Origin of the sequence: Streptomyces sp. WMMB 714, from assembly GCF_900090125.1 — a bacterium.
Lineage (GTDB): Bacteria > Actinomycetota > Actinomycetes > Streptomycetales > Streptomycetaceae > Streptomyces > Streptomyces daqingensis.
Genome location: NZ_FMHJ01000009.1, coordinates 49,445 through 75,341, shown reverse-complemented (window position 1 = coordinate 75,341; position 25,897 = coordinate 49,445). Strand labels below are relative to the sequence as shown.

Genomic DNA, 25,897 nt, shown 5'->3' with positions numbered 1-25,897 from the left:
AACATTACGCCTGACGGCCTGTTCTGAAACCGGGTTCGGCGGCACCGTTCCGATCATTTTCCACCGCCGCGACCGGCTCCTGAGCACGGCCGGGACCTGCGGCGAGGCGGGTCCGCGGTCCGCCGCGCGACGATCCGGCGTCCACCGAAAGAGCCCGTCCGGTCAGCAGCAGCACCAGCAGCGCGGCGGCGCCTCCGGCGGCGACGACCGCGAAGCCCGCGGCCGGTCCCCCGCGTTCGATCACCGGGCCCACCACGGCGGTCCCCGCCGCGGCGCCCACTCCGAAGGTGGTGACGAGCCAGGAGAAGGCCTCGGTGACGGTGCCCGCGGGAGCGTGCCGGTCCACGACGACGAAGGCGCACGCGAGTGCCGGGGCGAGGAAGACCCCCGCGAGGCCCGCCAGCGCCGTCATCGCGACCACACCGGGCACCAGCACCAGCGGCACATAGCCCAGCGCAAGAGCGAGAACCAGCCACCTCAGGCGCCGCTCGGGAGCCCCCGGCCAGTGCCGCGCCCCGTACACGACGCCGCCGACGAGCGCCCCGAATCCCAGCGCCGAGAGGAGGTAGCTGGAGATGAGCGCCTCGCCGTGGTCGTCCGCGTAACTCACCGCCGCGACGGCGATGCCGCCGAGGGCGAACCCCACGAAGAAGAAGGCCCCCAGCAGCACGAGCAGCCCCGCCGAGCGGAGCGCCCCCAGCCAGTGCGCCTCCCTCGGCTCGGACCGCCATGCCCGGGACGGGGGCGAGACGAGGACCGAGACGGCCCCCGCCAGTCCGAACACGTTGATGACCAGCAGCGCGACGGCCTCGTTCCAGAACGCGACGAGGAGCGTGACGAGCAGGGGCCCCACCGCGAACATCACTTCCTGCGCCACGGCGTCCAGCGCATACGCCCTGTGCACCTTCCCGGGCCCGTCGAGGACGCCGGGCCACAGCGCGCGCAGCCCGCCCTCCAGCGGAGGCGTGGCGATCCCGGCGACGAACACCGCCGCGACGGCCACCGCCACCACGCCGATTCCGGTCCAGGCGAACAGCGCCATGCCCAGCGCGGAGAGCAGCGCGGCCGGGAACATCACGCGCGGCTGCCCGTAGAGGTCGACGAGACGACCCAGCATTGGCTGCCCGACCGCCGTCGCGAGTCCGTAGACCGCGGAGAGGACGCCGGCGAGCGTGTAGCTGCCGCCCTCCGCTCGCGTGAAGAGGACGATGATCAGCGCGGCCGTGGCATTGGGCAGCCGCCCGACCAGAGTGCCGGTGAGCAGCCGCACCGCGTGCCGGGCCCTGAGCAGTTCGGCATAGCCCGTGGCCATCCGTGGCCCCTCTCTCCGCGTCACTCGGAAACGTTGTACGTATAACTAGCCGCGTCATACGTACCATGTCGCTGACCCGCGGTCCACCTGGGGGACATCGCCGACAGCGGGAGGGAGCGCACGGATGGCCAGCAGCAGGCGGCCCGGCACCGCTGCCCCTTCCCGTGCGGAGCCGCCCGCGGACGGTCCCCCCTCCCAGGGCGGCACCCCTGCCGGCGCCCGCCCCACCAGCCGTGACGTGGCCCGCCACGCCGACGTCTCGCAGGCCACCGTCTCCCTCGTCCTGGGCGGCAAGTGGCAGGGGAGGGTCTCTCCGCGTACGGCCGAAAACGTACGGTCCTCCGCGCGCGCTCTCGGGTACCGGCCCAACCTCGCGGCACGCAGCCTCCGGCTGGGGCGCACCCGCACCGCGCTGCTCGTCGTCCCCGCACTGACCCACGACTACTTCGCCCGCGTGCACACCGGCGCGTCACGCGTCGCCGCAGAGCACGACTTCGGCGTGGTGCTCTACCCCTCCCCCGAGGGGACGGGCCCCGCCGTCGACCCCTTCGGGTCCGCCCGCGCCGCCCTCGACGGCGTGATCGCCTCCTCGATGGCCCCCGAGGCCCTCGCCGCCCTGCGCGACGGCGGCCAGCTGCCCCTGGTCATGCTCGACAGCGACCCCGACGCCGGCCACTCCCCCGCTACCGTCAACCTCGACATCGCCGACGGCATGCGGCAGGCCGCCGACCACCTGCTGGAGCTGGGCCACCGGCGCCTCGCGCACCTGGCCGCAGAGATCGACACCTGGACGTTCGGCGTACGGGCGCGTGCGCTCCACGAGGCGGTCGCCGGAACCGCCGGAACGGTCGTCCGGACGGAACGCTCGCCCCTGAGCGTGGAGGACGCCCTGCACGCCGCCACGCGCATCCTCGAGGCGGCCGGCCCCCGGCCCACCGCGCTGGTCTGCGACGACGACCTGCTGGCGGCCGGTGCGTGCAAGGCGGCGCGGCGGCTCGGGCTCCGGGTGCCGGAAGATCTGTCCGTCACCGGCTTCGACGACCTGAGCCTCGCCACCGCGCTGGAACCGGAGCTGACGACTGTTCGGCTGCCCGCGGAGGAAGTCGGCGCGGAAGGTATGCGCGCTCTGCTGGCCGTGCTCGACGGGCGTACGGCCAGCACGCCCGTCCTCCCCGTCGAACTGGTCCGCAGGGGCTCGACGGCCCGCCCCCCGCACGAAGAGCGCCCCTGACCGTCAGGAGCCGCCCAGGCGACGAGGACACCCCTGCGTCCGGCCCTCACGCAACGCGCGGTGCCCCGGCAGGTCGCAACCCGCCAGGGCACCGCGCGGATACGGATCCGGATGCGCCGGGCACACCCGGCAGCACCCTCGCTGTCGCTACTCCTCCGAGTCGCCCTCCGACGAGCTGTCCGAAGCGCCGCTCCCCGACGTCGCGGAGGAACCGCCGGACGAGGAGTCCTCGCCGAGCAACCGCCGCAACTGCGGGCCGAGCACGCGCTTGAACTTCCGCTGCTGCACGCGGCTGCGGTCCAGCAGGGCGACCTCCAACTGGTCGGCGGTCAGCTCTCGTTCACCGCCGTTGTTGTCCCGTGCGAGGGACTCCTTGCCGAGCTTCACGGCCTCGGCCAGCGTCATGTCGTCGCGGTGGCGCTCCTCCAGGAAGCTGTTGATCTGGTCCGAGTTGCCGCCGACGGCGAGCGAACCGTGCTCGTCCACGATCGAACCGTCGTGCGGCAGCCGGTAGATCTGGTCGTCCTCGGGGGCCGGACCGACCTCCGCGACGATCAGCTCCACCTCGTACGGCTTCTCCGCGGCGCTCGAGAAGATCGTGCCGAGGGTCTGGGCGTAGACGTTCGCAAGGCCCCGTGCCGTCACATCGGCCCGGTCGTAGGTGAAGCCCCGCAGGTCCGCGTACCGCACACCGCCGATGCGCAGATTCTCGAACTCGTTGTACTTGCCGACCGCCGCGAAGGCGATGCGGTCGTAGATCTCACTGATCTTGTGCAGCGACCTCGAGGGGTTCTCGGCGACGAACACGATGCCGTCGGCGTATTGCAGCACGACCACGCTGCGTCCCCGCGCGATGCCCTTGCGGGCATACTCGGCGCGGTCCGCCATGGCCTGCTGGGGTGAGACGTAGAACGGCGTCGACACCGGCTATCCGTCCCTTCCTGTCCTGTAAGAGGGCACCGAAGGCCCCGTGGCCATTAGGAGAGCGGGGCCTTCGGCCCGTTGGGCTGCTCGAGCCTGCCCTCGTGCATCGCGCGGACGAGCCCGGAGACCTCGTCCTCGGGGAGCTTGCGGCAGCCTTCGTCGGAGATGGCCGTCAGGGTCGGGTAGATCCGCCGGGCCATGTCGGGGCCGCCGGTGGCCGAGTCGTCGTCCGCCGCGTCGTACAGCGCCTGCAACGCGACAGTGGCGACCTGCTCTTCCGTCAGGTCGTCGCGGTGCAGCTTCTTCAAAGAGCCGCGCGCGAAGACGGATCCGGAACCGACGGCGGTGAAGCCGACCTCTTCGGAACGGCCGCCCGTCACGTCGTAGGAGAAGATGCGGCCCTTCTCGCGGTCCACGTCGTACCCGGCGAACACCGGGACCACGGCGAGGCCCTGCAGCGCCATGCCCAGGTTGCTGCGGATCATCGTGGAGAGCCTGTTGGCCTTGCCCTCCAGGGAGAGTGCGGACCCCTCCACCTTCTCGAAGTGCTCCAGCTCCAGCTGGAAGAGCTTGACCATCTCCACCGCGAGGCCGGCCGTGCCGGCGATGCCGACCGCGGAGAACTCGTCGGCCGGAAAGACCTTCTCGATGTCCCGCTGCGCGATGACGTTGCCCATCGTCGCGCGCCGGTCGCCCGCGAGCACCACACCGCCGGCATACGTCGCCGCGACGATGGTGGTGCCGTGCGGAGCCTGTACGGCGCCCTCGACAGCCGGCAGCGGCCGGTTGCCGGGCAGCACGTCCGGGGCGTGATCGGACAGGAAGTCCATGAACGAGGACGAGCCGGGCGTCAGGAAGGCTGCCGGCAGACGCCCCGTGTCACGAGTGTTGGCTTCCACACGTTTCCTTCCACGAGTCGGAAGTCGAATCAGACGGATCTTGGAATGCTGATCGGACCATACCCGGAGGCTCGAATGTCATCCGTCCTGCGCCCCCGGGCTTCGGGGACGCAGGACGGTGACTCACGCGCCTTACTCTCCGCCCTTCTGAACGAAGGACCGCACGAAGTCCTCGGCGTTCTCCTCGAGGACGTCGTCGATCTCGTCCAGAACGGAGTCGACGTCCTCGGAGAGTGCCTCCTGGCGCTCCTTGAGATCCTCGGAGACCTGCGTCTCCTCGGCCTGCTCCTCGGTCTCCTCGGTCTGACGGGAGGCCTTCTGCTGCCCGCCGCCGGTGTCCTTGGTCGCCATATCCCTCACCCCGCTCGGTTCGGTGTACGCGTGACGTACAAGATCAGACCCTACAAGCAGGGACTGACATCGGCCCTTCACTTCTCCCAACGTCGGAGGACCACCCCGGTGATTCCCGTATCCGGCGCGGAATAGCCCTTTTCAACGTCCGGAAAGCACTCTCACCAGCTCCTCCGCCGAGCCGCAGCGGTCCAGGAGCTCCTTGACGTGGTCCCGGGTACCCCGCAGCGGCTCGAGTGTGGGCACCCGCTGCAGAGAGTCACGGCCGGGCAGATCGAAGATCACCGAGTCCCAGGAGGCGGCGGCCACGTCGTCCGCGTACTGCTCCAGGCAGCGGCCGCGGAAGTAGGCCCTGGTGTCCTCCGGGGGCTTCCCCACCGCCCGCCGGATGTCGTCCTCCTCCAGGAGCCGCTGGATGCTGCCGCGGTTCGCGAGCCGGTTGTACAGGCCCTTGTCCAGGCGCACGTCCGCGTACTGCAGGTCCACGAGGTGCAGCCGGGCCGCGTCCCAGCCCAGGCCGTCGCGGCGCCGGTAGCCCTCCATGAGCTCCCGCTTGGCGACCCAGTCCAGCTCGCCGGAGAGACTCATCGGATCCGTCTCCAGCCTGGAGAGCACGTCCTCCCAGCGGGTCAGCACGTCCTTCGTCTGCTCGTCGGCGTCGGCCCCCCAGCGCTCCTCGACGTACTTGCGCGCGAGCTCGCAGTACTCCATCTGGAGCTGGACGCCCGTGAGCGTACGGCCGCTGCGGAGCGTGATCAGCTTCCGCAACGTCGGATCGTGCGAGACCTGGTGCAGGGTGCGTACGGGCTGGTCGACGGCCAGGTCGACGGCGATGAACCCGTCCTCGATCATGGAGAGCACCAGAGCCGTGGTGCCGAGCTTGAGGTAGGTGGAGATCTCCGAGAGGTTGGCGTCACCGATGATCACGTGCAGGCGGCGGTACTTCTCGGCGTCCGCGTGCGGCTCGTCCCGCGTGTTGATGATGGGCCGCTTCAGCGTCGTCTCGAGGCCGACCTCGACCTCGAAGTAGTCCGCGCGCTGGCTGAGCTGGAAGCCGTGCTCGCTGCCGTCCTGGCCCAGCCCCACGCGGCCGGCCCCGCAGACCACCTGGCGGGAGACGAAGAACGGCGTCAGGTGCCGCACGATGTCGGAGAACGCCGTCTCCCGCTTCATCAGGTAGTTCTCGTGGGTGCCGTAGGAGGCGCCCTTGTTGTCGGTGTTGTTCTTGTACAGATGGATCGCCTGGGTGCCGGGGACCTCGGCGGCGCGCTCTGCGGCCTCCGCCATGATCCTCTCCCCCGCCTTGTCCCACAGCACGGCGTCGAGAGGGTTGGTGATCTCGGGCGAGCTGTACTCGGGGTGGGCGTGGTCGACGTAGAGGCGCGCGCCGTTGGTGAGGATCACGTTCGCCAGGCCGATGTCCTCGTCCGTGAGCTGGCTCGCGTCGGCGGACTCCCGTGCCAGGTCGAATCCCCGCGCGTCCCGCAGCGGGTTCTCCTCCTCGAAGTCCCAGCGGGCGCGGCGCGCCCGGTGCATCGCCGCGGCGTAGGCGTTGACGATCTGGGACGAGGTGAGCATGGCATTGGCGTTGGGGTGGCCGGGCACGGAGATTCCGTACTCGGTCTCGATGCCCATTACTCGCCGTACGGTCATGCGGCCCTCCTTGCCCGGCGACGGCCCGCCGATGGGCCTCCGCTCAAGTCCCGCTGCGCGATCTGCCCGCGTGCGCTCCGCTCCTGGGCACCGCACGCAGCGGCACTACGCACGAGCCTAGAACGCACGGACTGAAGCCGGGACATCACTCAGCGGACTTCCTCAGTCTGCTCAAAACGATCCGGCCACGGCCGCCCCCGCCCCCCTGCTCTCGGCGGGGGTCCACCCGGGGCGTCCGCAGCCGGATCGCTGTCTGCTTACAAGTACTGACCGGTATTGGCCACGGTGTCGATGGAACGGCCCGTGTCCGCACCCTGCTTTCCGGTGACGAGCGTACGGATGTAGACGATCCGCTCGCCCTTCTTGCCGGAGATGCGGGCCCAGTCGTCGGGGTTGGTGGTGTTGGGAAGGTCCTCGTTCTCCTTGAACTCGTCGACGCAGGCGGCGAGCAGATGGGCGACGCGCAGACCCTTCTGGTTCTGGTCGAGGAACGCCTTGATCGCCATCTTCTTCGCACGGCCGACGATGTTCTCGATCATGGCGCCGGAGTTGAAGTCCTTGAAGTAGAGGACTTCCTTGTCTCCGTTGGCGTACGTGACCTCCAGGAAGCGGTTCTCCTCCGACTCCGCGTACATCTGCTCCACGACGGACTGGATCATGGCGTCGACTGCGGCGTTCGTGTTCCCGCCGTGCTCGGCCACGTCGTCCGCGTGCAGCGGAAGGTTCGCGGTCAGGTACTTCGAGAAGATGTCCTTCGCGGCCTCGGCGTCGGGACGCTCGATCTTGATCTTCACGTCGAGACGGCCGGGACGCAGGATCGCCGGGTCGATCATGTCCTCGCGGTTCGAGGCGCCGATGACGATGACGTTCTCCAGGCCCTCCACACCGTCGATCTCGGAGAGCAGCTGCGGGACGATCGTGTTCTCGACGTCCGAGCTGACACCCGAGCCGCGGGTGCGGAAGAGGGAGTCCATCTCGTCGAAGAAGACGATGACGGGAGTGCCCTCGCTCGCCTTCTCCCTGGCCCGCTGGAAGACCAGGCGGATGTGCCGCTCGGTCTCGCCCACGTACTTGTTGAGCAGCTCGGGGCCCTTGATGTTGAGGAAGTAGCTCTTCCCCTGGGGCTTCCCGGTGACTTCCGCGACCTTCTTCGCCAGCGAGTTGGCGACGGCCTTGGCGATCAGCGTCTTGCCGCAGCCGGGCGGGCCGTAGAGCAGGACGCCCTTGGGCGGCCGGAGTTCGTGCTCCTTGAAGAGGTCGGGGTGCAGGTACGGGAGCTCCACCGCGTCGCGAATCTGCTCGATCTGCCCGCGCAGACCGCCGATCTTGGCGTAGTCGATGTCCGGGACCTCTTCGAGGACGAGCTCCTCGACCTCGCTCTTCGGAACGACCTCGAAGACGTAACCGGAGCGCGGCTCCAGCAGCAGTGCGTCACCGGCACGGAGCGTCGCTTCGAGCAGCGGCTCCGCGAGGCGCACCACGCGCTCCTCGTCGGTGTGGCCGACGACCAGGGCGCGCTCGCCGTCCTCGAGGACCTCCTTGAGCGTGACGATGTCGCCGGCGCTCTCGAACTTCATCGCGTCGACCACGTTGAGCGCTTCGTTGAGCATCACTTCCTGGCCGCGCCGGAGCTCTTCGAGTTCGACGCTGGGGCTGACGTTCACGCGGAGCTTGCGGCCGCCGGTGAAGATGTCCGCCGTGCCGTCGTCGTTGGCCTGCAGGAAGACACCGAATCCGGCGGGCGGCTGGGCGAGACGGTCCACCTCTTCCTTGAGGGCCACGATCTGATCGCGCGCCTCACGGAGAGTGTTGGAGAGCCGCTCGTTCTGTGCCGAGACGCCTGCCAGGTTGGTCTGCAGCTCGACGATCCGCTCCTCGAGAATGCGAGTGTGCCGCGGAGAGTCGGCGAGCTTGCGGCGCAGGACGGCGATTTCCTGCTCGAGATACGCGACCTGGCCGGAGGGGTCTTCGGAACCCCGCCCGGGCCGGATGCCGCGGTTGATGTCGTCGTCGTGGGCTGCCACGGTCCTCACCTCCTCCAGGGGGAGCTGGACGCTTCCTGACCCTACCTGTACCGGTACGGGTTGAAACCCTAGATCAGAAAGACTCTCGCGGTGTGTCTGATCTTCACCCTTGCGCGCTCCCTCACCACAGGGGGGATACCCACCCATCATCATCCGGAAGCAGCCGGTTGTAGGGTCGAGGTGGTCAACAGCCCTTGATGGGCGGCAGCTTCCCTCACGACCGCAGGAACGGCAGGCGACAGGATGAGCACCGGGAACGACGCACTCGAGGTCTGGATCGACCAGGACCTGTGCACCGGCGACGGCATCTGCGCGCAGTACGCACCAGAGGTGTTCGAGCTGGACATCGATGGCTTGGCCTACGTGAAAGACGCCCAGGACGAGCTGCTTCAGGAGAAGGGCGCCGCGACGCCGGTGCCGCTTCCGCTCCTCAACGACGTCGTGGACTCCGCCAAGGAGTGCCCCGGCGACTGCATCCATGTACGCAGGGTTTCGGACAGCGTTGAGGTCTACGGCCCCGACGCCGACGACTCCGCGGAGTGACCGGCCCGGCACTCGGCGTCATCGAAGAAGGCTGGCAGCACCGGCCCGTTGCTCTCAGACGCTCTCCGGAGCTCCGGGGACGGGCGCTGCCCTGAGGGCGAACTTCCCGTCCTTCCACTCCCACTTCACCTTCCGCTGCTTGTCGGGGCAGCAGCTGGGCACGGACGGTGACGAGTAGCCGAGGAGCTTCGCGGAGACCGTGGTGCCGCGGACCTTCAGGTCCTGGACCGTCATGCGCTCCTTGGTGCGCAGCATCGTGGCCACTATCCGCGGCGGAGCATCCGGTTCGGCCGCCGCGGCCAGTACGTACAGCGCGTTGGGAGGCGTGCCGGTGCCCGAGTGGCAGCGGACGGAGGCGACCGTCTCGCTCTGTCCGTCCCCGTCGAAGTCCGCCGAACCCTGGTCCACGACATCGACCTTGACTCCGGGACCTCTTCCGCAGTCGACGGGATAGCGCGCCGCCTCCGGATCCGGGGCGGGGCCGGCCGCCTTGGTCGTGAGCGGGGCCTGGGCGCTGGCGCCGGCGGGCTGGATGAACGACGAGGCGCCGACGACGGCGGCGAGGGCCACAGCCGTGCTCAGCCAGTGCACCATGCGGGTACGGGTGTGCGGCAGTTCCGTCACGCCGGGTGACTCCTGTGAAGTGTGTGCCGGGGGATGCCCAGCATCGTGCCACAGGTCACACCGCATCGGAACGGCCGGGTCCGCACTTTGGCGCGGCAACTCTGGCGGTGCGTCAACACCCGCGCCCCGCCCCCGAGTTCAGAACCGCGGGGCAGGGCGTCCAGGTGTACGCGGGGGCGGCTCAGCTCGCGGGCGAGGAGCCGCCGGAGTCCTTCTTCGCGCCGCCGGAGGCGCTGCCCGGACCTGTGTAGTCCTCGCCGTAGGCGCCCTTGGCGGGGCGGCGGCGGCGCAGCGGCGGCTCCACGCCGTCGGCGAGGCGGCGGGCGGTGAGCAGGAAGCCCGTGTGGCCGATCATGCGGTGGTCGGGGCGTACGGCGAGACCCTCGACGTGCCAGTTGCGGACCATGGTCTCCCATGCCTGCGGCTCGTTGAACGTGCCGTGCTCGCGGATGGATTCGACCATGCGCGCAAGCTGCGTCGTGGTCGCGACGTAGCAGCAGACGATGCCGCCGGGGACGAGCGCCTTGGAGACCGCCTCCAGGCACTCCCAGGGGGCGAGCATGTCGAGGATGACGCGGTCGACCTCGGTGTCCGAGAGGTGGTCCTGGAGGTCTCCGACGGTGAGCGTCCAGGCGGGGTGCGGCTCGCCGAAGTAGCGCTCGACGTTCTGCTGCGCGATCTCGGCGAAGTCGGCGCGGCGCTCGTAGCTGTGCAGCATGCCCTGGTCGCCGATGGCGCGCAGCAGGAAGGTGCTCAGGGAGCCGGAGCCGACGCCGGCCTCGACGATGCGCGCACCGGGGAAGATGTCGGCCATCGCAAGGACTTGACCCGCGTCCTTGGGATAGACGACGGCGGCTCCGCGCGGCATGGACAGGACGTAGTCGGGGAGCAGGGGGCGCAGCGCGAGATAGGCGACGTTTCCCGTGGTACGGACGACACTGCCCTCGGGGGCGCCGATCAGCTCGTCGTGGGGGAAGGCTCCCTTGTGGGTGTGGAAGCTCTTCCCCGCTTCGAGCGTGAACGTGTAGTGGCGTCCCTTGGGATCGGTGAGCTGGACCTGGTCCCCGACCTTGAAGGGCCCGCGACGGCGGGCGGCACCGGTCGGTTCGGACATGCGCACAGACTAACGGGTGTGTCCTGCGCGGTTCACGCCGAGGGCTTCGCCATGGCCGCGACGAAGGCCCGCTCGACATCGCCCGTGGCGAGGACGCCGTAGATCTCGCCGGTCTCCTCGACGACCAGGTACTCGGTGGCGGGGGTGGCCCGCAGGTACTCCAGCAGCTCCTCCCCGGCCAGCTCCGCGGGGACGCGCATGCCCTCCTTCAGCTCCTGGGCGAGGGTCGAGACGGCCACCCAGGGGCGGCGGTGCTCGGGGACCCCGGCGATGGCGGCCTCCCGTACGAGCGACAGCGGAGCGCCCAGGGCGTCGACGACGACGAGGGCCCGTGCTCCGGCCTCGTTCGCGCGGCGCAGCGCCTCCGAGAGCGGGGTGTCGGCCGTCACCGGGACGGCACGCCTGGTGAGCGCCCGGGCCCGCAGGTCCGGCAGGTGTTCGCGCAGCCGCGCCATGCGGAGGCTGTTGCCGGCGCCGGTCCAGATGATCGCCGCGAGGATGGCGGCGAGCAGCGCGTCCATGAGCGAGTCGACGCCGCCGATGCTCTGCTGCGTGAAGCCGCCCGCGTACGTGGCCAGCGGCAGGCCGATCAGCACGGCGACGGCGAGGGCGCGGCCCGTCCAGGCGGCGAAGACGGTTCCGGTCATGGGGCGTCCGCTGAGCTTCCACACCAGCGCGCGCAGCATGCGTCCGCCGTCCAGCGGCAGCCCGGGGAGCAGGTTGAAGGCCGCCACGATGAGGTTGGAGACCATCAGGCCGGCCAGTAGCACGCCGGGGACGGTGCCGGGCCGCACGACCTGCATCCCGCCGTAGAAGAGCGCCGCGAGCACCAGGGAGAGCAGCGGGCCGACGAACGCGAGCCAGAACTCGCGTCCGGGGTTCTCGGCCTCCTTCTCGATCTCGGAGACGCCGCCGAAGAACTGGAGCTGGATGCGGCGGACCGGCAGCTTGAAGCGGAGCGCCACGACGGTGTGGGCGAGTTCGTGCACGAGGACGGAGGCGTAGAAGGCGACCGCGAAGAAGAGCGCGATGAGGTAGCGCAGGGCGCCCAGCTCGGGCAGGACGCGGTCGAGCTGGCCTCCGAAGACCCATGTGATGAGCGCCGCGACGAGGAACCAGCTGGGCGCCACGTAGACGGGGACGCCGAAGGGACGGCCCATCAGGATGCCGCCGCCGAAAGGGCCGTTGCGCCGGGCCCTGTCGGTGGCGAGGGGGGTGGGGCGCTGCGAGCTCCCGGCCTCCGGGCCGGGCGGGCGCGGGCCCGCGGCGGGTGGCGGCTCGTTCCCGGTGCCGGGGCCGCGTCCGGGCGCCGTGGCGTCCTGACCGGGGCGCTGCTCGGGGCCCTTCGCGTCCCGCGCGTCCTCCTCGGCGCCGGGCGGGGGGCCGCCGGGCCGGGAGTCACCGGATTCGGGGCCGCCGTCTGCGGGCTCGTCGCCGGGGGAAGCGCCTGCACGATCTCGATCCGGCTCCGGCGTCGCGCCGCGCTCCGGCTGCCCTTCGGGGTGCGTCCGGCTGCCGGGACGGTCGGGGGCACGGTCCATGTCCGCTCCCTCCCTTTCCGGTTCGCCGGAGCCGTCGTGCGGCCCGCCGCCGTTGTCCGTGTCCGCCACGGGTTCCCCTCTGCCGCTTCCTCGCACTCCGCAGCGCTGCCGGTCCCATGATCGTGCAGTGCTGTGCGTCGTCCTCGATGGTATGCGTCCGCTGTCGGTGCGGGGCCCTAGGGTCGTACCCCATGAAGACCCGAGTCGCCTCGCCGCCCAACTCCCTTTCGCCTTCCCGCGCCAGCGACTTCATGCAGTGCCCGCTGCTCTACCGCTTCCGGGTGATCGACAAACTGCCTGAGAAACCTTCAGCCGCCGCCACGCGGGGAACCGTCGTCCACGCGGTGCTGGAACGGCTCTTCGACGCGCCGGCCGAGCACCGCGACGTGCGGCGGGCGCGGTCCCTGGTCGCGGGCGAGTGGGAGCGGCTGCTGGCCAAACGGCCCGAGCTGCGGCAGCTGTTCACCCCGGAGGGTGGCAGCGCGGACGGCGAGGAGGGAGAGGACGGAGAGGTTCCGCTCGACGGGGAGCAGCTCGCCCTGTGGCTCGCCGAGGCGGAAGCACTGGTCGAGCGGTGGTTCTCGCTGGAGGATCCGACCCGTCTGGAACCGGCGGAGCGCGAGCTGTTCGTGGAGACGAAGCTCGACTCCGGGCTGCGGCTGCGCGGCATCATCGACCGCGTCGACGTCGCTCCCACCGGGGAGGTTCGGATCGTCGACTACAAGACGGGCAAGGCGCCGCCTCCGCAGTTCGCCGACGGTCCGCTGTTCCAGATGAAGTTCTACGCGCTGGTCGTGTGGCGGCTGCGCGGCGTGGTGCCCAGGCGTCTGCAGCTCGTCTTCCTCGGCAGCGGCGACGTGCTGACGTACGACCCGGACGAGAACGACCTGCTGCGTGTCGAGCGCAAGCTGCTCGCCCTCTGGGAGGCCATCACCCGTGCGACGGAGACGGGTGACTGGCGCCCCCGGCGGGGCAAGCTGTGCGACTGGTGCGACCATCAGGCGCACTGCCCGGAGTTCGGGGGCTCTCCCCCGCCCTACCCGCTCACCGTCCAGCCCCGGCTGCCCGAGCCGCGCACCGAAGGGTCCCGGGAGTCGCCCGCGCAGGCTTGAGCGAGAATGGGGCCACATGACCTGCCGCTTGCTGGAGGAGATTCCGTGGCTGTCCGCGTTCTGCTGGTAGACGATCAGCCGCTGCTGCGCACCGGCTTCCGGATGATCCTCGAGGCGGAGCAGGACATCGCCGTCGTCGGCGAGGCGGGCGACGGCCTCCAGGCCCTGGACCAGGTGCGGGCGCTGCAGCCGGACGTGGTGCTGATGGACATCCGGATGCCGAGGATGGACGGCGTCGAGGCGACCCGCCGCATCACCGGCCCCGCGAAGGACGGCCCCGCGAAGGTGCTGGTGCTGACCACGTTCGACCTGGACGAGTACGTGGTGGAGGCCCTGCGCGCAGGCGCCAGCGGCTTCCTGCTGAAGGACGCGCCCGCGGCCGAACTGGTGCAGGCGATCCGCGTGGTCGCCGACGGCGAGGCCATGCTGGCCCCCAGCATCACCCGGCGCCTGCTGGACAAGTACGCGGGGAAGCTCCCCTCCGGCGAGGAGCCGGTGCCCGATGCCCTCAACCAGCTGACGGACCGTGAGGTGGAGGTGCTGAAGCTGGTGGCACGCGGCCTGTCGAACTCGGAGATCGCCGCCGACCTCTTCGTCTCCGAGACGACGGTGAAGACGCACGTCGGTCACGTGCTGACGAAGCTGGGGCTGCGCGACCGCGTGCAGGCCGCCGTCTACGCCTACGAGAGCGGCCTCGTCCGCCCCGGCACGTGACCGCCGGGACGGACGAGGCCGTCTGACCGCTCCTCAGGCCGCTCGGACCCTTCGGCCCGCGGAATCCTGCTGACGAAGGTTCAGCCCGCGTCGGTGCTGCGGCCCAGTTCCCACAGCTGCAGCACGGATGAGGAGTTGAGCGCCCACTCCACGCCCGTGATGTCGTCCCGCGCGGCGATGAACTGCTTGCCCTGCCACAGCGGCAGTACCGGCACCTCTTCGGCCACGATGTCCTGCGCGCGTCCGAAGCCGTCGGCGGTGCGGACCCGGTCGGCCACGCGGCGCGTCAGCGGAATCAGCTGGTCCCGGATCTCCGGGTTCGTGTAGGAGCTGCCGAGGAAGTTGTTCTTCTCGAAGAACGGGGCGATGTAGTTGTCGGCGTCCGGGAAGTCGGGGAACCAGCCATAGCCGTAGACCTCGTACTTGCCCTCCAGCGCCGCGGTGCGGTACTTCGCCCAGGGCACGCCCTTGGTCTTCACTTCGAAGAGCCCGCTGTCGTCCAGCTGCTTCTCGAGGTTGTCGAACTCCTTCTCGGTGACACTGCCGTAGTGGTCCGTGGTGTAGGCGAGCTCCATCTTCACGGGGATCTCGACGCCCGCCTCCTCCAGGATGTCGCGCGCGGCGCCCTTCCCCGGCTCGCCGTACTCGTTGAAGAAGGAGTTGCGGTGGCCCGTCACGCCGGAGGGGACCAGCGAGTAGAGCGGTTCGGCGGTGCGCGAGTAGACGTCCCGTACGAGTTCCTTGCGGTCGATGACCTCGGCCATCGCCCGCCGCACCGAACGCCGGCCCATCGTCTCGTCCTCGGTGTTGAAGACGAGGTAGCGGATCTCCTGGCCGGGCTGCTCGACCAGGTCGACGCGGTCGTCGCCGGCCGCCTCCAGATCGGCCACCTGCTTCGGCGAGATCGTACGGTTCATCAGATCGATGTCGCCGTCGCGGAGCGCCTTCTCCATGGCCTTGGAGCTCGGGTAGAAACGCAGTTCGATCCGCTCGTTGCGGATCTTGAGCCCGCCCTTGTAGTCCGGGTTGCGGGTGAAGACCGCCTTGCCCGCCTTGTCGTCGAGGCTCTCCAGCAGGTAGGGGCCCGATCCCGTGATCTTGAAGCTCTTGATGAAGCCGTCGTCGGGATACGTCTCGCTGTCGACGATGGCAGCGGCCGGGGTGGCGAGCTTGTACGGGAAGGTCGCGTCCGACTTCTTCAGCCGGAACTCGATGTCGTGGGAGCTGGTGGCCTTGACCTTCTTGATGCCGCTGAGCAGCGAGACGGGCCCGTTGGCGTAACGGATGTTCAGTATCCGTCGCACCGAGTACTCGACGTCGCGGGCGTCGAGCTTGTGCCCGTTCGAGAAGGTGAGCCCCTTGCGCAGCGTGCAGGTGTAGTGGACGTTCTGCTTGTCGACGAAGCCGCAGCGCTCGGCCGCGTCGGTCACGGGGCGGGTGCCGGAGCGGGGTATTCGCAGCAGCGTCTGGAACGTGTTGCGCATGACGTTCCACGCGCTGACGTCGTAGGAGGCCGCCGGGTCGAAGGGCGCCGGGGTGGAGTCGGTGACTGCGAAGGAATCCGTCGTACCCACGACGATCCCCTCTCCGTCAGCGGGCTCCACGCCGCAGCCGGCGAGCAGGGACGTCAGAAGAGCGGCTGCCGCGGGCAGCGCGATGGTTTTGCGGATCATGAACGGCGGTCCTCTCCTCCGGCCGGATTCTCCACGCGGCGGAAGGCCGGGAGGGAAAGCTGGAACATCGACAGAAAGAAATCCGGAAGGCTCGTTCTGCCAACGGACTCGGGGCCCGTGGGGATCACCTCCGATCCATTGCACGGATAGCCCGAAACGAACTGTCCGAACAGTCGGTCAATGTGGACACAGCGGCATTTGCGTCGCACTTCAGGGGACATGCCGCACACCGAAACCGGCGGCGGCGAGCGGTGCGTGGTGTATGCCACTGTCCCCTACGCGCCGCGTCAAGGGGGCCAGTTCGCGAATCACCGCTGAAAAGTTGGCAGTCGGCGGGAAATGCCTAGTGGGGCACCATGACGAGCGACCGCAGAAAAGCCAGATTCACTTCCTCGAGGGACTTCACGACAGTGCGTCCCTCGGCGGCCTCGATCGGCGACACGGACGGCACGGCGACCACCTGGCACCCCGCCGCCTCCCCCGCGGCCACTCCGGTCACCGTGTCCTCGATGACGGCGCAGCGGGCGGGATCGGCGCCCAGCCGCCTCGCGGCCGTCAGATACGGATCGGGGTGCGGCTTGGTGCGCGACAGTTCGTCACCGGCGATGGTGACGTCGAAGTGCTCCGGGCCCAGGGACTTGAGCATCTCGTCGACGATCGCGCGGTGCGACGCGGAGACCAGCGCCGTCGGGACGCCGTGCAGGCGCAGCTCCGTGAGGAGCCGCCGGGCCCCGGGGGCGAGCGGCACGCCGCGCCGGAGCCGCTCGGTGAACTTGGCGTTGAGCAGCCCGGTCAGCTCCTCCACCGTGATGTCGGCCTGCGTGGCTTCGATGAGGAAGCCGGCGCTGCGGGTCATGGGGCCGCCGACCACGACCTGCCGCCATTCGTCCTTCAGGACGTGTCCCAGTTCCGCGAATGCCTCACTCTCGGCGTCCCACCAGAAGTCCTCCGTGTCGACAAGGGTGCCGTCCATGTCGAGGAGCACTGCCTGCAGGGACGAGCCTTCGGCCGTCAGAGTGCCGAGCGCGGGGGTGGAACTGGTCATCCGCGTACACCTCCGTAAGGGACAACAAGGCCGGTCGGCCGCTCGGGGGAGCGGACGACCGGCCTCTACCGGACCGACCATTCTACGATGGTTCGCTCATACCCGTTATCGGGCGTTGAAGTACTTGGCCTCCGGATGGTGGATGACGATGGCGTCCGTGGACTGCTCGGGGTGCAGCTGGAACTCCTCGGAGAGCTCCACCCCGATGCGCTCCGGCTGCAGCAGATCGGCGATCTTCGCCCTGTCCTCGAGGTTCGGGCAGGCCCCGTAGCCGAGGGAGAAGCGCGCCCCGCGGTACTTCAGGTCGAACATGTCCGTCATCGCCTCCGGGTCCTCCCCCGCGAATCCCAGCTCGGAGCGGACCCGGGCGTGCCAGTACTCCGCCAGGGCCTCCGCGAGCTGCACGGAGAGGCCGTGCAGCTCCAGGTAGTCCCGGTAGGCGTCGGAGGCGAAGAGCTCCGCCGTCTTCTCGCCGATCTTGGATCCCACGGTGACCACCTGGAGCCCGACGACGTCCTGCTCGCCGGATTCCTCGGGACGGAAGAAGTCCGCCAGGCACAGCCGCCGCCCACGCCGCTGGCGGGGGAAGGTGAAGCGGGTGCGCTCGCTGCCGTCCTCGTTCAGCAGGATCAGGTCGTCGCCCTTGGAGACGCAGGGGTAGTAGCCGTAGACGACGGCCGCCTCGAGCAGGTTCTCGGTGTGCAGCTTCTCCAGCAGGCCGCGCAGCCGGGGACGCCCCTCGGACTCGACCAGCTCCTCGTAGCTGGGGCCGTCGCCCTTGCGGGACTCCTTCAGCCCCCACTGGCCCTTGAAGAGGGCGCCCTCGTCGATCCAGGACGCGTAGTCCTTGAGGCCGATGCCCTTCACGACGCGGCTCCCCCAGAACGGCGGGGACGGCAGCGGGTTGTCGGTGGACACGTCCGAGCGCACGGAGCCGTCGTTGACCTCGGCCTCCGGCACCTGGCCCTCCTCGGACGAGGGCCGCTTGGGCACGCGCCGCTGCTTCAGCGGCGGCAGCTCCGCGCCGGGGACGCCCCGCTTGATGCCGATGAGGGCGTCCATCAGCCGCAGCCCTTCGAACGCGTCCCGCGCGTAGCGGACTTCGCCCTCGTAGATCTCGTGCAGGTCCTGCTCCACGTACGCGCGGGTCAGGGCCGCACCGCCGAGGATGACGGGGAAGTCGGCGGCCATCCTGCGCTGGTTCAGCTCCTCCAGGTTCTCCTTCATGATCACCGTGGACTTCACCAGGAGGCCGGACATGCCGATGACGTCGGCCTTGTTCTCCTCGGCGGCGTCGAGGATCGCGCTGACGGGCTGCTTGATGCCCAGATTGACGACGTTGTAGCCGTTGTTGGAGAGGATGATGTCGACGAGGTTCTTGCCGATGTCGTGCACGTCGCCGCGGACGGTGGCCAGCACGATCGTGCCCTTGCCCTCGTCGTCGGACTTCTCCATGTGCGGCTCGAGATGGGCGACGGCGGTCTTCATCACCTCCGCCGACTGGAGCACGAACGGCAGCTGCATCTGGCCCGAGCCGAAGAGCTCGCCGACCACCTTCATGCCCGCGAGCAGCGTGTCGTTGACGATGTCCAGCGCGGGACGCTCCCGCAGCGCCTCGTCGAGGTCCGCCTCCAGGCCGTTGCGCTCGCCGTCGATGATGCGCCGCTGCAGCCGCTCGTCCAGGGGCAGGGCGGCCAGTTCCTCGGCCTTGCCGGCCTTCATCGCCTTGGTGTCGACGCCCTCGAAGAGCTCCAGCAGGTGCTGCAGCGGGTCGTAGCCCTCGCGGCGGCGGTCGTAGACGAGGTCCAGGGCCGTGTTGACCTGCTCCTCCTCCAGCCGTGCGATCGGGAGGATCTTGCTGGCGTGCACGATCGCGGAGTCGAGGCCGGCCTTCACGCACTCGTCGAGGAAGACGGAGTTGAGGACGATCCGCGCCGCCGGGTTGAGCCCGAAGGAGATGTTGGACAGGCCCAGCGTGGTCTGCACGTCCGGGTGGCGCCGCTTGAGCTCCCGGATCGCCTCGATGGTGTTGATGCCGTCCTTGCGGGACTCCTCCTGGCCGGTGCAGATGGTGAACGTCAGACAGTCGATGAGGATGCTCGACTCGGGGATGTCCCAGTTGGTGGTGAGGTCCTCGATGAGCCGTTCGGCAATGGCGACCTTGTGCTCGGCCGTGCGGGCCTGGCCCTCCTCGTCGATGGTCAGGGCCATCAGGGCGGCACCGTGCTCCCTGGCCAGCGCCGAGACGCGCGCGAAGCGGGACTCGGGCCCGTCGCCGTCCTCGTAGTTCACGGAGTTGATCACCGCCCGGCCGCCGAGCATCTCCAGGCCGGCCTTGATGACGTCCACCTCGGTGGAGTCCAGGACGATGGGCAGGGTGGAGGACGTGGCGAAGCGCCCCGCCAGCTCCTTCATGTCGGCGACCCCGTCGCGGCCCACGTAGTCGACGCACAGGTCGAGCATGTGGGCGCCTTCGCGGATCTGGTCGCGCGCGATCTCGACGCAGTCGTCCCAGCGGCCGTCCAGCATGGCCTCGCGGAACTTCTTCGACCCGTTGGCGTTCGTGCGCTCGCCGATCGCGAGGTACGAGGTGTCCTGCCGGAAGGGAACGAGCTGGTACAGGGACGAGGCGCCGGGTTCGGGGGCCGGGGTGCGCGTGGCCGGTTCCTTGCCCCGTACGCGCTCCACGAGCTGGCGCAGGTGCTCCGGGGTCGTACCGCAGCAGCCGCCGACCAGGGAGAGGCCGTAGTCGCGGACGAAGCCCTCGTGGGCGTCGCACAGCTCCTCGGGGGTCAGCGGGTAGTGGGCCCCGTCCTTGCCGAGTACGGGGAGGCCCGCGTTGGGCATGCAGGAGATCGGCACCTGGGCGTGCTGCGCGAGGTAGCGCAGGTGCTCGCTCATCTCGGCGGGCCCCGTGGCGCAGTTGAGGCCGATCATGTCGATGCCGAGCGGTTCGAGGGCGTTGAGGGCGGCGCCGATCTCCGAGCCCAGCAGCATCGTGCCGGTGGTCTCGACCGTCACCGAGCAGATCAGCGGCAGCTCGTGCGCGCCGAGCGCGTCCATGGCCCGGCGGGCCCCGATGACGGAGGCCTTCGTCTGGAGCAGGTCCTGCGTGGTCTCCACCAGCAGCGCGTCGGCGCCACCGGCGATCATGCCCTCCGCGTTGCGCTGGTAGGCGTCGCGGAGCGTGGCGTACGGGGCGTGGCCGAGAGTGGGCAGCTTGGTGCCGGGGCCCATGGAGCCCAGCACCCAGCGGGGGCGGCCGTCCGCCTCGAACTCGTCGGCGACCTCCCGGGCGAGGCGGGCGCCCTTCTCGGACAGCTCGTGGACGCGCTCGACGATGTCGTACTCGCCGAGTGCCGCGTGGTTGGCGCCGAAGGTGTTGGTCTCGACGCAGTCGACGCCGGCGGCGAAGTACTCCTCGTGGACCGAGCGGACGATGTCGGGCCGGGTGACGTTCAGGATCTCGTTGCAGCCTTCGAGCTGCTGGAAGTCGTCGAGGCTGGGGTCCTGCGCCTGGATCATCGTGCCCATCGCGCCGTCAGCGACGATCACGCGCTCCTTGAGCGCCTTTCGCAGGGCGGCTGCCCGGGGGAAGGCGGATGCGGGCGTACTGCTCGGCGAGGCCATGAAGGGTTCTCCCTAGGATGCGACGGCTGTCGGCTATGCGGCCGCCCCGGAGAGACGGCGCACCTGATCAGGGTATCGGGCGAGCACAAGAGCGCAGCCGGACATTCCACACAGCGGACCGCCGGAGCGCCGGAACCGGATCTCCGTACCCCGAGTTACCCCGAACGGAGGACCGCCGGAGACCGGGCTACCGCAGCAGGGGATCAAGCGCTACCGTTCGGCATTGTCGAACCCGTACTAGAGCGGCTCGCGGAGAGCAGGTCAGGGAGGTGCCAGGTGGCCCGGACCATCCAGTCGCTCGAACGTGCGGCAGCCGTGCTGCGCGTCCTGGCGGGCGGAGAGCGCCGGCTGGGCCTCTCCGACATCGCCGCGTCCATGGAACTGCCGAAGGCCACCGCGCACGGCCTGCTGCGCACCCTCCAGCAGGAGGGCTTCGTCGAGCAGGACGGGGCCACGGGCAAGTACCAGCTCGGCGCCGAACTGCTCCGGCTGGGCACCAGCTACCTCGACGTCCACGAGCTGCGCTCGCGTGCGCTGGTCTGGGCCGACGACCTGGCACGTTCCAGCGGGGAGAGCGTCTACCTGGGCGTCCTGCACAAGCGGGGCGTGCTGATCGTGCACCACGTCTTCCGGCCCGACAACAGCCGCCAGGTGCTGGAGGTCGGCGTGATGCAGCCGCTGCACAGCACCGCCCTGGGCAAGGTCCTGGCCGCCTACGACCCGGTGGCGCACAGCGAGGCGGTGGACGGCGAGCGGCAGCGCTTCACGGAGCGCACGGTCACCGCCCTCGACGCCTTCGAGGAAGTCCTCGAGCTGACGCGCGCCCGCGGCTGGGCGGCCGACGTCGAGGAGACCTGGGAGGGCCTCGCCTCGATCGCGGCTCCCATCCGGGACAGGCGGCGCATGCCGGTGGGCGCGGTGGGCGTCACCGGCGCCGTGGAGCGGCTGTGCGAGGAGGTGCCGGTCGGGGCGCCGGCGGGCGGAGCGGGCCCGGCGGCCGCGCCCGGCCCGGGCAGCTCCGGGGGCGGGGCGGGCGGGGAGGCCGAACTGCGTCCGCTGCTGGTCGCGGCCGTGCGGGACTGCGCGCGGGCGGTCTCACGGGACCTGGGGGCCTCGCGGTTCTGAGCGGGACGGCGGCACCGGAGACGCGCCGCCGCAACGGCGCGGACGCACTCCCGTGAGGTGTGCGGAGAGCCGCGTCCGGCCAGCTCGCCGCCTCCGCGCGGAGATGCTCCGGAGAGACCTGAGTCACACCTCTTGACGGGACCTTCACCAGGGACAAAACTGCCCAGTCGGCGGTCGGCATTGTCGAACACCGGACGGGACCGGCCCGCCCTCCCCATCTGGACAAGACAAAGGAGTCGCGGGTGTCCAGCTCCGACATCTTCTTCGGTGAAGTCATAGGCACGGCCATGCTCATCCTGCTCGGTGGCGGCGTGTGCGCAGCCGTCACCTTCAAGCGCTCGAAGGCGCACAACTCCGGCTGGATCGTCATCACCTTCGGCTGGGGTATGGCCGTTCTGACCGGCGGCTACGTGGCCGCGGGCGTCTCCGGCGCACACCTCAACCCGGCGGTCACGCTGGCCCTGGCCATCGAGGGCACGACCAAGTGGGGCGACGTCCCGCTCTACTTCGCCTCCGAACTTCTCGGCGCGATGATCGGCGCCGTGCTGGTGTGGCTGGCCTACTACGGCCAGTTCCACGCCGACCTCAAGGAACCGGCGATGGCTGAGCGCAAGGGCGAGAACCCCGGCCCCGTGCACGGCGTCTTCTTCACCTCCCCCGAGATCCGCAACGCCGCGCAGAACCTGGCGACGGAGATCATCGGCACGTTCGTGCTGATCATCGCGATCCTCACGCAGGGCCTGAACAAGGGCGTCGGCCTCTCCGGTATCGGGGTGCTGCTCGTGGCGCTGGTCGTCCTCGGCATCGGCCTGTCGCTCGGTGGCCCGACGGGATACGCCATCAACCCCGTCCGCGACTTCGGCCCCCGCATCGTCCACGCGCTGCTCCCCCTGCCCAACAAGGGCGGCTCCGACTGGTCCTACTCCTGGGTCCCGATCGTCGGCCCCCTCGTCGGCGCGGCGCTCGCCGCAGGCGTCCACCACATCGCCTTCGCCTGAGACAAAGGCCCGCTCCGCTCGGCGCCCGCTCCGTGGCCCGGCCTCGTCCGCGCAGGCCGGCTGCCACGGAGAGGGCTTGAGCCCTTCCCACCGAACAACTTGGAGAGCAGGACATGAGCGACACCGACAACCGGTCCACCGGCGCCTCCTCCCACGGCGAGGGCCCCTTCATCGCCGCCATCGACCAGGGCACCACCTCCAGCCGCTGCATCGTCTTCGACAAGGACGGCCGCATCGTCTCGGTCGACCAGAAGGAGCACGAGCAGATCTTCCCGAAGCCCGGCTGGGTCGAGCACGACGCCTCGGAGATCTGGACCAACGTCCAGGAAGTGGTGACCGGCGCCCTGGACCAGGCCGGCATCACCAAGGCCGACGTGAAGGCCCTGGGCATCACCAACCAGCGTGAGACGACGCTGCTGTGGGACAAGGCCACCGGCGAGCCCGTGCACAACGCCCTGGTCTGGCAGGACACCCGCACCGACGCCCTGTGCCGCGAGCTCGGCCGCAACGTGGGCCAGGACCGCTTCCGCCGCGAGACCGGCCTGCCGCTCGCCTCCTACTTCGCGGGCCCGAAGATCCGCTGGCTGCTCGACAACGTCGACGGCCTGCGCGAGCGCGCCGACCGCGGCGAACTGCTCTTCGGCACCATGGACTCCTGGGTCATCTGGAACCTCACCGGCGGCCCCGACGGCGGCCGTCACGTCACCGACGTGACCAACGCGTCCCGCACCATGCTGATGAACCTGCGCACCATGGCCTGGGACGAGAAGATCTGCGAGTCCATGGGCGTCCCGATGTCGGTGCTCCCCGAGATCCGTTCCTCCGCCGAGGTGTACGGGGAGGCGACCGGCGCGCTCGCCGGCGTTCCCGTCGCGTCCGCTCTGGGCGACCAGCAGGCGGCCCTGTTCGGGCAGACCTGCTACTCCGAAGGCGAGGCCAAGTCCACCTACGGGACGGGCACCTTCCTGCTGCTCAACACCGGCCACGAGGCCGTCAACTCCTACAACGGGCTGCTGACGACGGTCGGTTACCAGATCGGCGACGAGCGCCCCGTCTACGCGCTGGAAGGCGCCATCGCCGTCACCGGTTCGCTGGTGCAGTGGATGCGCGACCAGATGGGCCTGATCAACTCCGCGGCCGAGATCGAGACGCTCGCCAGCTCCGTGGACGACAACGGCGGCGCGTACTTCGTACCCGCCTTCTCGGGTCTCTTCGCCCCGTACTGGCGGGACGACGCCCGCGGCGTCATAGCCGGCCTGACCCGCTACGTCACCAAGGCGCACCTGGCCCGGGCCGTTCTGGAGGCGACCGCCTGGCAGACCCGCGAGATCGTCGACGCGATGCAGAAGGACTCCGGGGTCGAGCTGACCGCGTTGAAGGTCGACGGCGGCATGACCTCCAACAACCTGCTCATGCAGACCATGTCGGACTTCCTCGACGCTCCCGTCGTCCGTCCGATGGTCGCCGAGACCACCTGCCTCGGCGCGGCCTACGCGGCAGGGCTCGCCGTCGGATTCTGGTCCGACACCGACGAGTTGCGCGCCAACTGGAAGAGGGCGGCCGAGTGGACGCCCAGCATGGACGCGGCCGACCGCGACCGCGAGTACAAGAACTGGCTCAAGGCCGTCCAGCGGACCATGGGCTGGATCGAAGAGGAGAACTGAACGACATGAACACCCTGCAGAGCGTCCCCACCCTCGGGACGCGCCCGGCTGCCGGCGGCAATCCGAGCCGCGCCGAGACCAGGGGGCTGCTCGCCAACGCGACGTACGACCTGCTCGTGATCGGCGGCGGCATCCTGGGCACCTCGGTGGCATGGCACGCCGCGCAGTCGGGTCTGCGGGTGGCGATGGTGGACGCCGGCGACTTCGCCGGCGCCACCTCCTCCGCCTCCTCCAAGCTGGTCCACGGCGGCCTGCGTTACCTGCAGACCGGCGCGGTCAAGCTGGTGGCGGAGAATCACCACGAACGCCGGGTACTCGCGAAGGACGTCGCCCCGCACCTGGTCAACCCGCTCACGTTCTACCTGCCCGTCTACAAGGGCGGTCCGCACGGTGCGGCGAAGCTGGGTGCGGGCGTCTTCGCCTACAGCGCGCTCTCGGCGTTCGGCGACGGCGTGGGGCGCCTCATCTCCCCCTCGCGTGCCGCCGCGGACAACCCGGGGCTGCGCACGGACGGCCTCAGGGCGGTCGCGCTCTACCGCGACCACCAGATGAACGACTCCCGCATGGCTGTGATGACGGTGCGCGCAGCCGTCGACTCCGGTGCCGTGGTGCTCAACCACGCCGAGGTCGTCGGCCTGCGCCGCACCTGCGGCCGCGTCACCGGCGCCGAACTGCGCGACCGTACGGACGGGAGCGAGTTCGGGGTCGACGCCCGCCTGGTGCTCAACGCGACCGGCCCCTGGGTTGACCATCTGCGCAGGCTGGAGGACAAGGGCGCCGCGCCGAGCGTCCGGCTGTCCAAGGGCGCGCATCTGGTGCTCCGGCGCAGGTCGCCGTGGCGGGCCGCCATGGCCACGCCCATCGACAAGTACCGCATCACCTTCGCTCTCCCCTGGGAGGACCAGCTGCTGCTGGGCACCACCGACGAGGCGTACGAGGGCGACCCCGCGGACGTGTCGGCCACCGACGCCGACATCGATCAGATCCTCGACGAGGCGGCGTTCTCCGTACGCGACGAGCACCTCTCCCGCGACCTGATCACGTACGCCTTCGCGGGGCTGCGCGTGCTGCCGGGCGGACCCGGCGGCGTGACGGCCGCCAAGCGGGAGACCGTGGTGAGCGAGGGCATCGGCGGGATGCTCTCCGTCGCCGGCGGCAAGTGGACGACGTACAGGCACATCGGCCGCGCGGTGATGAACAAGCTGGCCAAGTTGCCGGGCGGTTCGCTCGCGCAGGACATGGAGCCCGTGCGGGAGCTGGTCAGGCGCACGCCGCTGCCCGGCATCAGCAACCCCAACGCCGTCGCCCACCGGCTGCTGGTGGACCGTGAGCGCGAGCCCGGCCCGCGCATGGACCCGATGACCGCCCGTCATCTGGCCACCCACTACGGCTCGCTGGCCTTCGACATCGCGCGTCTGGTCAACGAGGACCCGTCGCTGGGCGAGCGCATCCACCCGGACGGGCCGGAGATCTGGGCACAGGTCGTCCACGCACGCGACCACGAGTGGGCCGAGACCGTCGACGACGTGCTGCGGCGCCGTACGACTCTCACGATCCGGGGCCTGGACACCGACGAGGTGCGCGAGCGGGTCGGCATGCTGCTGGCGCAGCGTCCCGCCTGACGCGCGGGCGGCCTCTCGGCGCCGTGCGGCCGCCGCTCTCCCGGCGGCGGCACGGCGCCGAGTCCCCCGGCCTCCCAGGGGGCGTGGACGGCGGGCCT

At 70.1% G+C, this 25,897-nt stretch carries 20 protein-coding genes; 8 read left to right on the top strand and 12 right to left on the bottom strand.

Annotated features, from left to right (window positions below; translation table 11 throughout):
* Nucleotides 1–4: 4 nt before the first annotated feature.
* Nucleotides 5–1,312 (bottom strand): MFS transporter, encoded by a 1,308-nt coding sequence (locus H181DRAFT_RS17785; RefSeq protein ID WP_045865509.1) that lies wholly within the window; start codon nt 1,310–1,312, stop codon nt 5–7.
* A 124-nt stretch (nt 1,313–1,436) separates the two neighbouring features.
* On the opposite strand from H181DRAFT_RS17785, the gene H181DRAFT_RS17780 reads away from it, so the two are divergent.
* A complete protein-coding gene (locus H181DRAFT_RS17780) occupies nt 1,437–2,543 on the top strand; it encodes a LacI family DNA-binding transcriptional regulator (protein ID WP_078895815.1) in 1,107 nt (368 codons plus the stop codon).
* 147 nt (nt 2,544–2,690) lie between these two features.
* Here the strand turns inward: H181DRAFT_RS17780 and prcA are convergent, their stop codons facing one another.
* The 5 genes from prcA to arc form a co-directional block, all read right to left on the bottom strand.
* Complete coding sequence (prcA, locus tag H181DRAFT_RS17775; protein ID WP_045865508.1) at nt 2,691–3,467, bottom strand: proteasome subunit alpha; 777 nt, start codon at nt 3,465–3,467, stop codon at nt 2,691–2,693.
* A gap of 53 nt (nt 3,468–3,520) precedes the next feature.
* A complete protein-coding gene (prcB, locus tag H181DRAFT_RS17770) occupies nt 3,521–4,366 on the bottom strand; it encodes a proteasome subunit beta (protein ID WP_045865507.1) in 846 nt (281 codons plus the stop codon).
* Between the two features lie 132 nt (nt 4,367–4,498).
* Nucleotides 4,499–4,717, bottom strand: coding sequence for a ubiquitin-like protein Pup (locus H181DRAFT_RS17765; RefSeq protein ID WP_045865506.1), 219 nt, complete (start codon nt 4,715–4,717; stop codon nt 4,499–4,501).
* Between the two features lie 141 nt (nt 4,718–4,858).
* On the bottom strand, nt 4,859–6,370 hold the full coding sequence (gene dop, locus H181DRAFT_RS17760) for a depupylase/deamidase Dop (RefSeq protein ID WP_074467925.1): 1,512 nt from the start codon (nt 6,368–6,370) through the stop codon (nt 4,859–4,861).
* Between the two features lie 257 nt (nt 6,371–6,627).
* Entirely contained in the window at nt 6,628–8,394 is a 1,767-nt protein-coding gene (arc, locus tag H181DRAFT_RS17755; protein ID WP_045865504.1) for a proteasome ATPase, read from the bottom strand.
* A gap of 243 nt (nt 8,395–8,637) precedes the next feature.
* On the opposite strand from arc, the gene H181DRAFT_RS17750 reads away from it, so the two are divergent.
* On the top strand, nt 8,638–8,937 hold the full coding sequence (locus H181DRAFT_RS17750; protein ID WP_045865503.1) for a ferredoxin: 300 nt from the start codon (nt 8,638–8,640) through the stop codon (nt 8,935–8,937).
* A 54-nt stretch (nt 8,938–8,991) separates the two neighbouring features.
* Here the strand turns inward: H181DRAFT_RS17750 and H181DRAFT_RS17745 are convergent, their stop codons facing one another.
* From H181DRAFT_RS17745 to H181DRAFT_RS17735, 3 genes are all read right to left on the bottom strand, one after another.
* On the bottom strand, nt 8,992–9,561 hold the full coding sequence (locus tag H181DRAFT_RS17745; RefSeq protein WP_175439793.1) for a hypothetical protein: 570 nt from the start codon (nt 9,559–9,561) through the stop codon (nt 8,992–8,994).
* 181 nt (nt 9,562–9,742) lie between these two features.
* On the bottom strand, nt 9,743–10,675 hold the full coding sequence (locus H181DRAFT_RS17740) for a tRNA (adenine-N1)-methyltransferase (RefSeq protein ID WP_045865501.1): 933 nt from the start codon (nt 10,673–10,675) through the stop codon (nt 9,743–9,745).
* A 32-nt stretch (nt 10,676–10,707) separates the two neighbouring features.
* Entirely contained in the window at nt 10,708–12,216 is a 1,509-nt protein-coding gene (locus tag H181DRAFT_RS17735; RefSeq protein WP_107068794.1) for a site-2 protease family protein, read from the bottom strand.
* A 191-nt stretch (nt 12,217–12,407) separates the two neighbouring features.
* Here H181DRAFT_RS17735 and H181DRAFT_RS17730 point away from each other — a divergent pair, with 191 nt between their 5' ends.
* Nucleotides 12,408–13,328, top strand: a complete 921-nt coding sequence (locus tag H181DRAFT_RS17730) for a RecB family exonuclease (protein ID WP_045865499.1) — start codon at nt 12,408–12,410, stop codon at nt 13,326–13,328.
* A gap of 45 nt (nt 13,329–13,373) precedes the next feature.
* Nucleotides 13,374–14,042, top strand: a complete 669-nt coding sequence (locus H181DRAFT_RS17725) for a response regulator (protein WP_045865498.1) — start codon at nt 13,374–13,376, stop codon at nt 14,040–14,042.
* Between the two features lie 80 nt (nt 14,043–14,122).
* Here the strand turns inward: H181DRAFT_RS17725 and H181DRAFT_RS17720 are convergent, their stop codons facing one another.
* The 3 genes from H181DRAFT_RS17720 to metH all read right to left on the bottom strand — a co-directional run bounded on the left by H181DRAFT_RS17720 (nt 14,123) and on the right by metH (nt 20,390).
* Nucleotides 14,123–15,715, bottom strand: coding sequence for an ABC transporter substrate-binding protein (locus tag H181DRAFT_RS17720; protein ID WP_045865497.1), 1,593 nt, complete (start codon nt 15,713–15,715; stop codon nt 14,123–14,125).
* A 343-nt stretch (nt 15,716–16,058) separates the two neighbouring features.
* The gene (locus H181DRAFT_RS17715) at nt 16,059–16,760 is read right to left on the bottom strand and encodes an HAD family hydrolase (RefSeq protein ID WP_045865496.1); all 702 of its coding nucleotides are present in this window, start codon (nt 16,758–16,760) and stop codon (nt 16,059–16,061) included.
* Between the two features lie 105 nt (nt 16,761–16,865).
* Nucleotides 16,866–20,390 carry a methionine synthase gene (gene metH, locus H181DRAFT_RS17710; protein ID WP_045865495.1) on the bottom strand — a complete coding sequence of 1,175 codons (3,525 nt, stop codon included), beginning with the start codon at nt 20,388–20,390 and terminating at the stop codon, nt 16,866–16,868.
* 276 nt (nt 20,391–20,666) lie between these two features.
* On the opposite strand from metH, the gene H181DRAFT_RS17705 reads away from it, so the two are divergent.
* The 4 genes from H181DRAFT_RS17705 (at nt 20,667) to H181DRAFT_RS17690 (ending at nt 25,799) form a co-directional block, all read left to right on the top strand.
* Nucleotides 20,667–21,515 (top strand): IclR family transcriptional regulator, encoded by an 849-nt coding sequence (locus H181DRAFT_RS17705; RefSeq protein ID WP_045865494.1) that lies wholly within the window; start codon nt 20,667–20,669, stop codon nt 21,513–21,515.
* Between the two features lie 242 nt (nt 21,516–21,757).
* Nucleotides 21,758–22,513, top strand: a complete 756-nt coding sequence (locus tag H181DRAFT_RS17700) for an MIP/aquaporin family protein (RefSeq protein WP_045865493.1) — start codon at nt 21,758–21,760, stop codon at nt 22,511–22,513.
* 113 nt (nt 22,514–22,626) lie between these two features.
* Nucleotides 22,627–24,177 (top strand): glycerol kinase GlpK, encoded by a 1,551-nt coding sequence (gene glpK, locus H181DRAFT_RS17695; RefSeq protein ID WP_045865492.1) that lies wholly within the window; start codon nt 22,627–22,629, stop codon nt 24,175–24,177.
* Between the two features lie 5 nt (nt 24,178–24,182).
* Nucleotides 24,183–25,799, top strand: a complete 1,617-nt coding sequence (locus H181DRAFT_RS17690; RefSeq protein WP_045865491.1) for a glycerol-3-phosphate dehydrogenase/oxidase — start codon at nt 24,183–24,185, stop codon at nt 25,797–25,799.
* Nucleotides 25,800–25,897: the final 98 nt, after the last annotated feature.

What these genes read in the sequence shown, in the direction of transcription:
- H181DRAFT_RS17735 (WP_107068794.1), bottom strand. Translation starts at nt 12,216, where the DNA reads ATGGACCGTGCCCCCGACCGTCCCGGCAGCCGGACGCACCCCGAAGGG.
- H181DRAFT_RS17765 (WP_045865506.1), bottom strand. Translation starts at nt 4,717, where the DNA reads ATGGCGACCAAGGACACCGGCGGCGGGCAGCAGAAGGCCTCCCGTCAG.
- metH (WP_045865495.1), bottom strand. Translation starts at nt 20,390, where the DNA reads ATGGCCTCGCCGAGCAGTACGCCCGCATCCGCCTTCCCCCGGGCAGCC.
- H181DRAFT_RS17780 (WP_078895815.1), top strand. Translation starts at nt 1,437, where the DNA reads ATGGCCAGCAGCAGGCGGCCCGGCACCGCTGCCCCTTCCCGTGCGGAG.
- H181DRAFT_RS17715 (WP_045865496.1), bottom strand. Translation starts at nt 16,760, where the DNA reads ATGACCAGTTCCACCCCCGCGCTCGGCACTCTGACGGCCGAAGGCTCG.
- H181DRAFT_RS17740 (WP_045865501.1), bottom strand. Translation starts at nt 10,675, where the DNA reads ATGTCCGAACCGACCGGTGCCGCCCGCCGTCGCGGGCCCTTCAAGGTC.
- H181DRAFT_RS17785 (WP_045865509.1), bottom strand. Translation starts at nt 1,312, where the DNA reads ATGGCCACGGGCTATGCCGAACTGCTCAGGGCCCGGCACGCGGTGCGG.
- glpK (WP_045865492.1), top strand. Translation starts at nt 22,627, where the DNA reads ATGAGCGACACCGACAACCGGTCCACCGGCGCCTCCTCCCACGGCGAG.
- H181DRAFT_RS17730 (WP_045865499.1), top strand. Translation starts at nt 12,408, where the DNA reads ATGAAGACCCGAGTCGCCTCGCCGCCCAACTCCCTTTCGCCTTCCCGC.
- H181DRAFT_RS17690 (WP_045865491.1), top strand. Translation starts at nt 24,183, where the DNA reads ATGAACACCCTGCAGAGCGTCCCCACCCTCGGGACGCGCCCGGCTGCC.
- H181DRAFT_RS17720 (WP_045865497.1), bottom strand. Translation starts at nt 15,715, where the DNA reads ATGATCCGCAAAACCATCGCGCTGCCCGCGGCAGCCGCTCTTCTGACG.
- dop (WP_074467925.1), bottom strand. Translation starts at nt 6,370, where the DNA reads ATGACCGTACGGCGAGTAATGGGCATCGAGACCGAGTACGGAATCTCC.
- H181DRAFT_RS17750 (WP_045865503.1), top strand. Translation starts at nt 8,638, where the DNA reads ATGAGCACCGGGAACGACGCACTCGAGGTCTGGATCGACCAGGACCTG.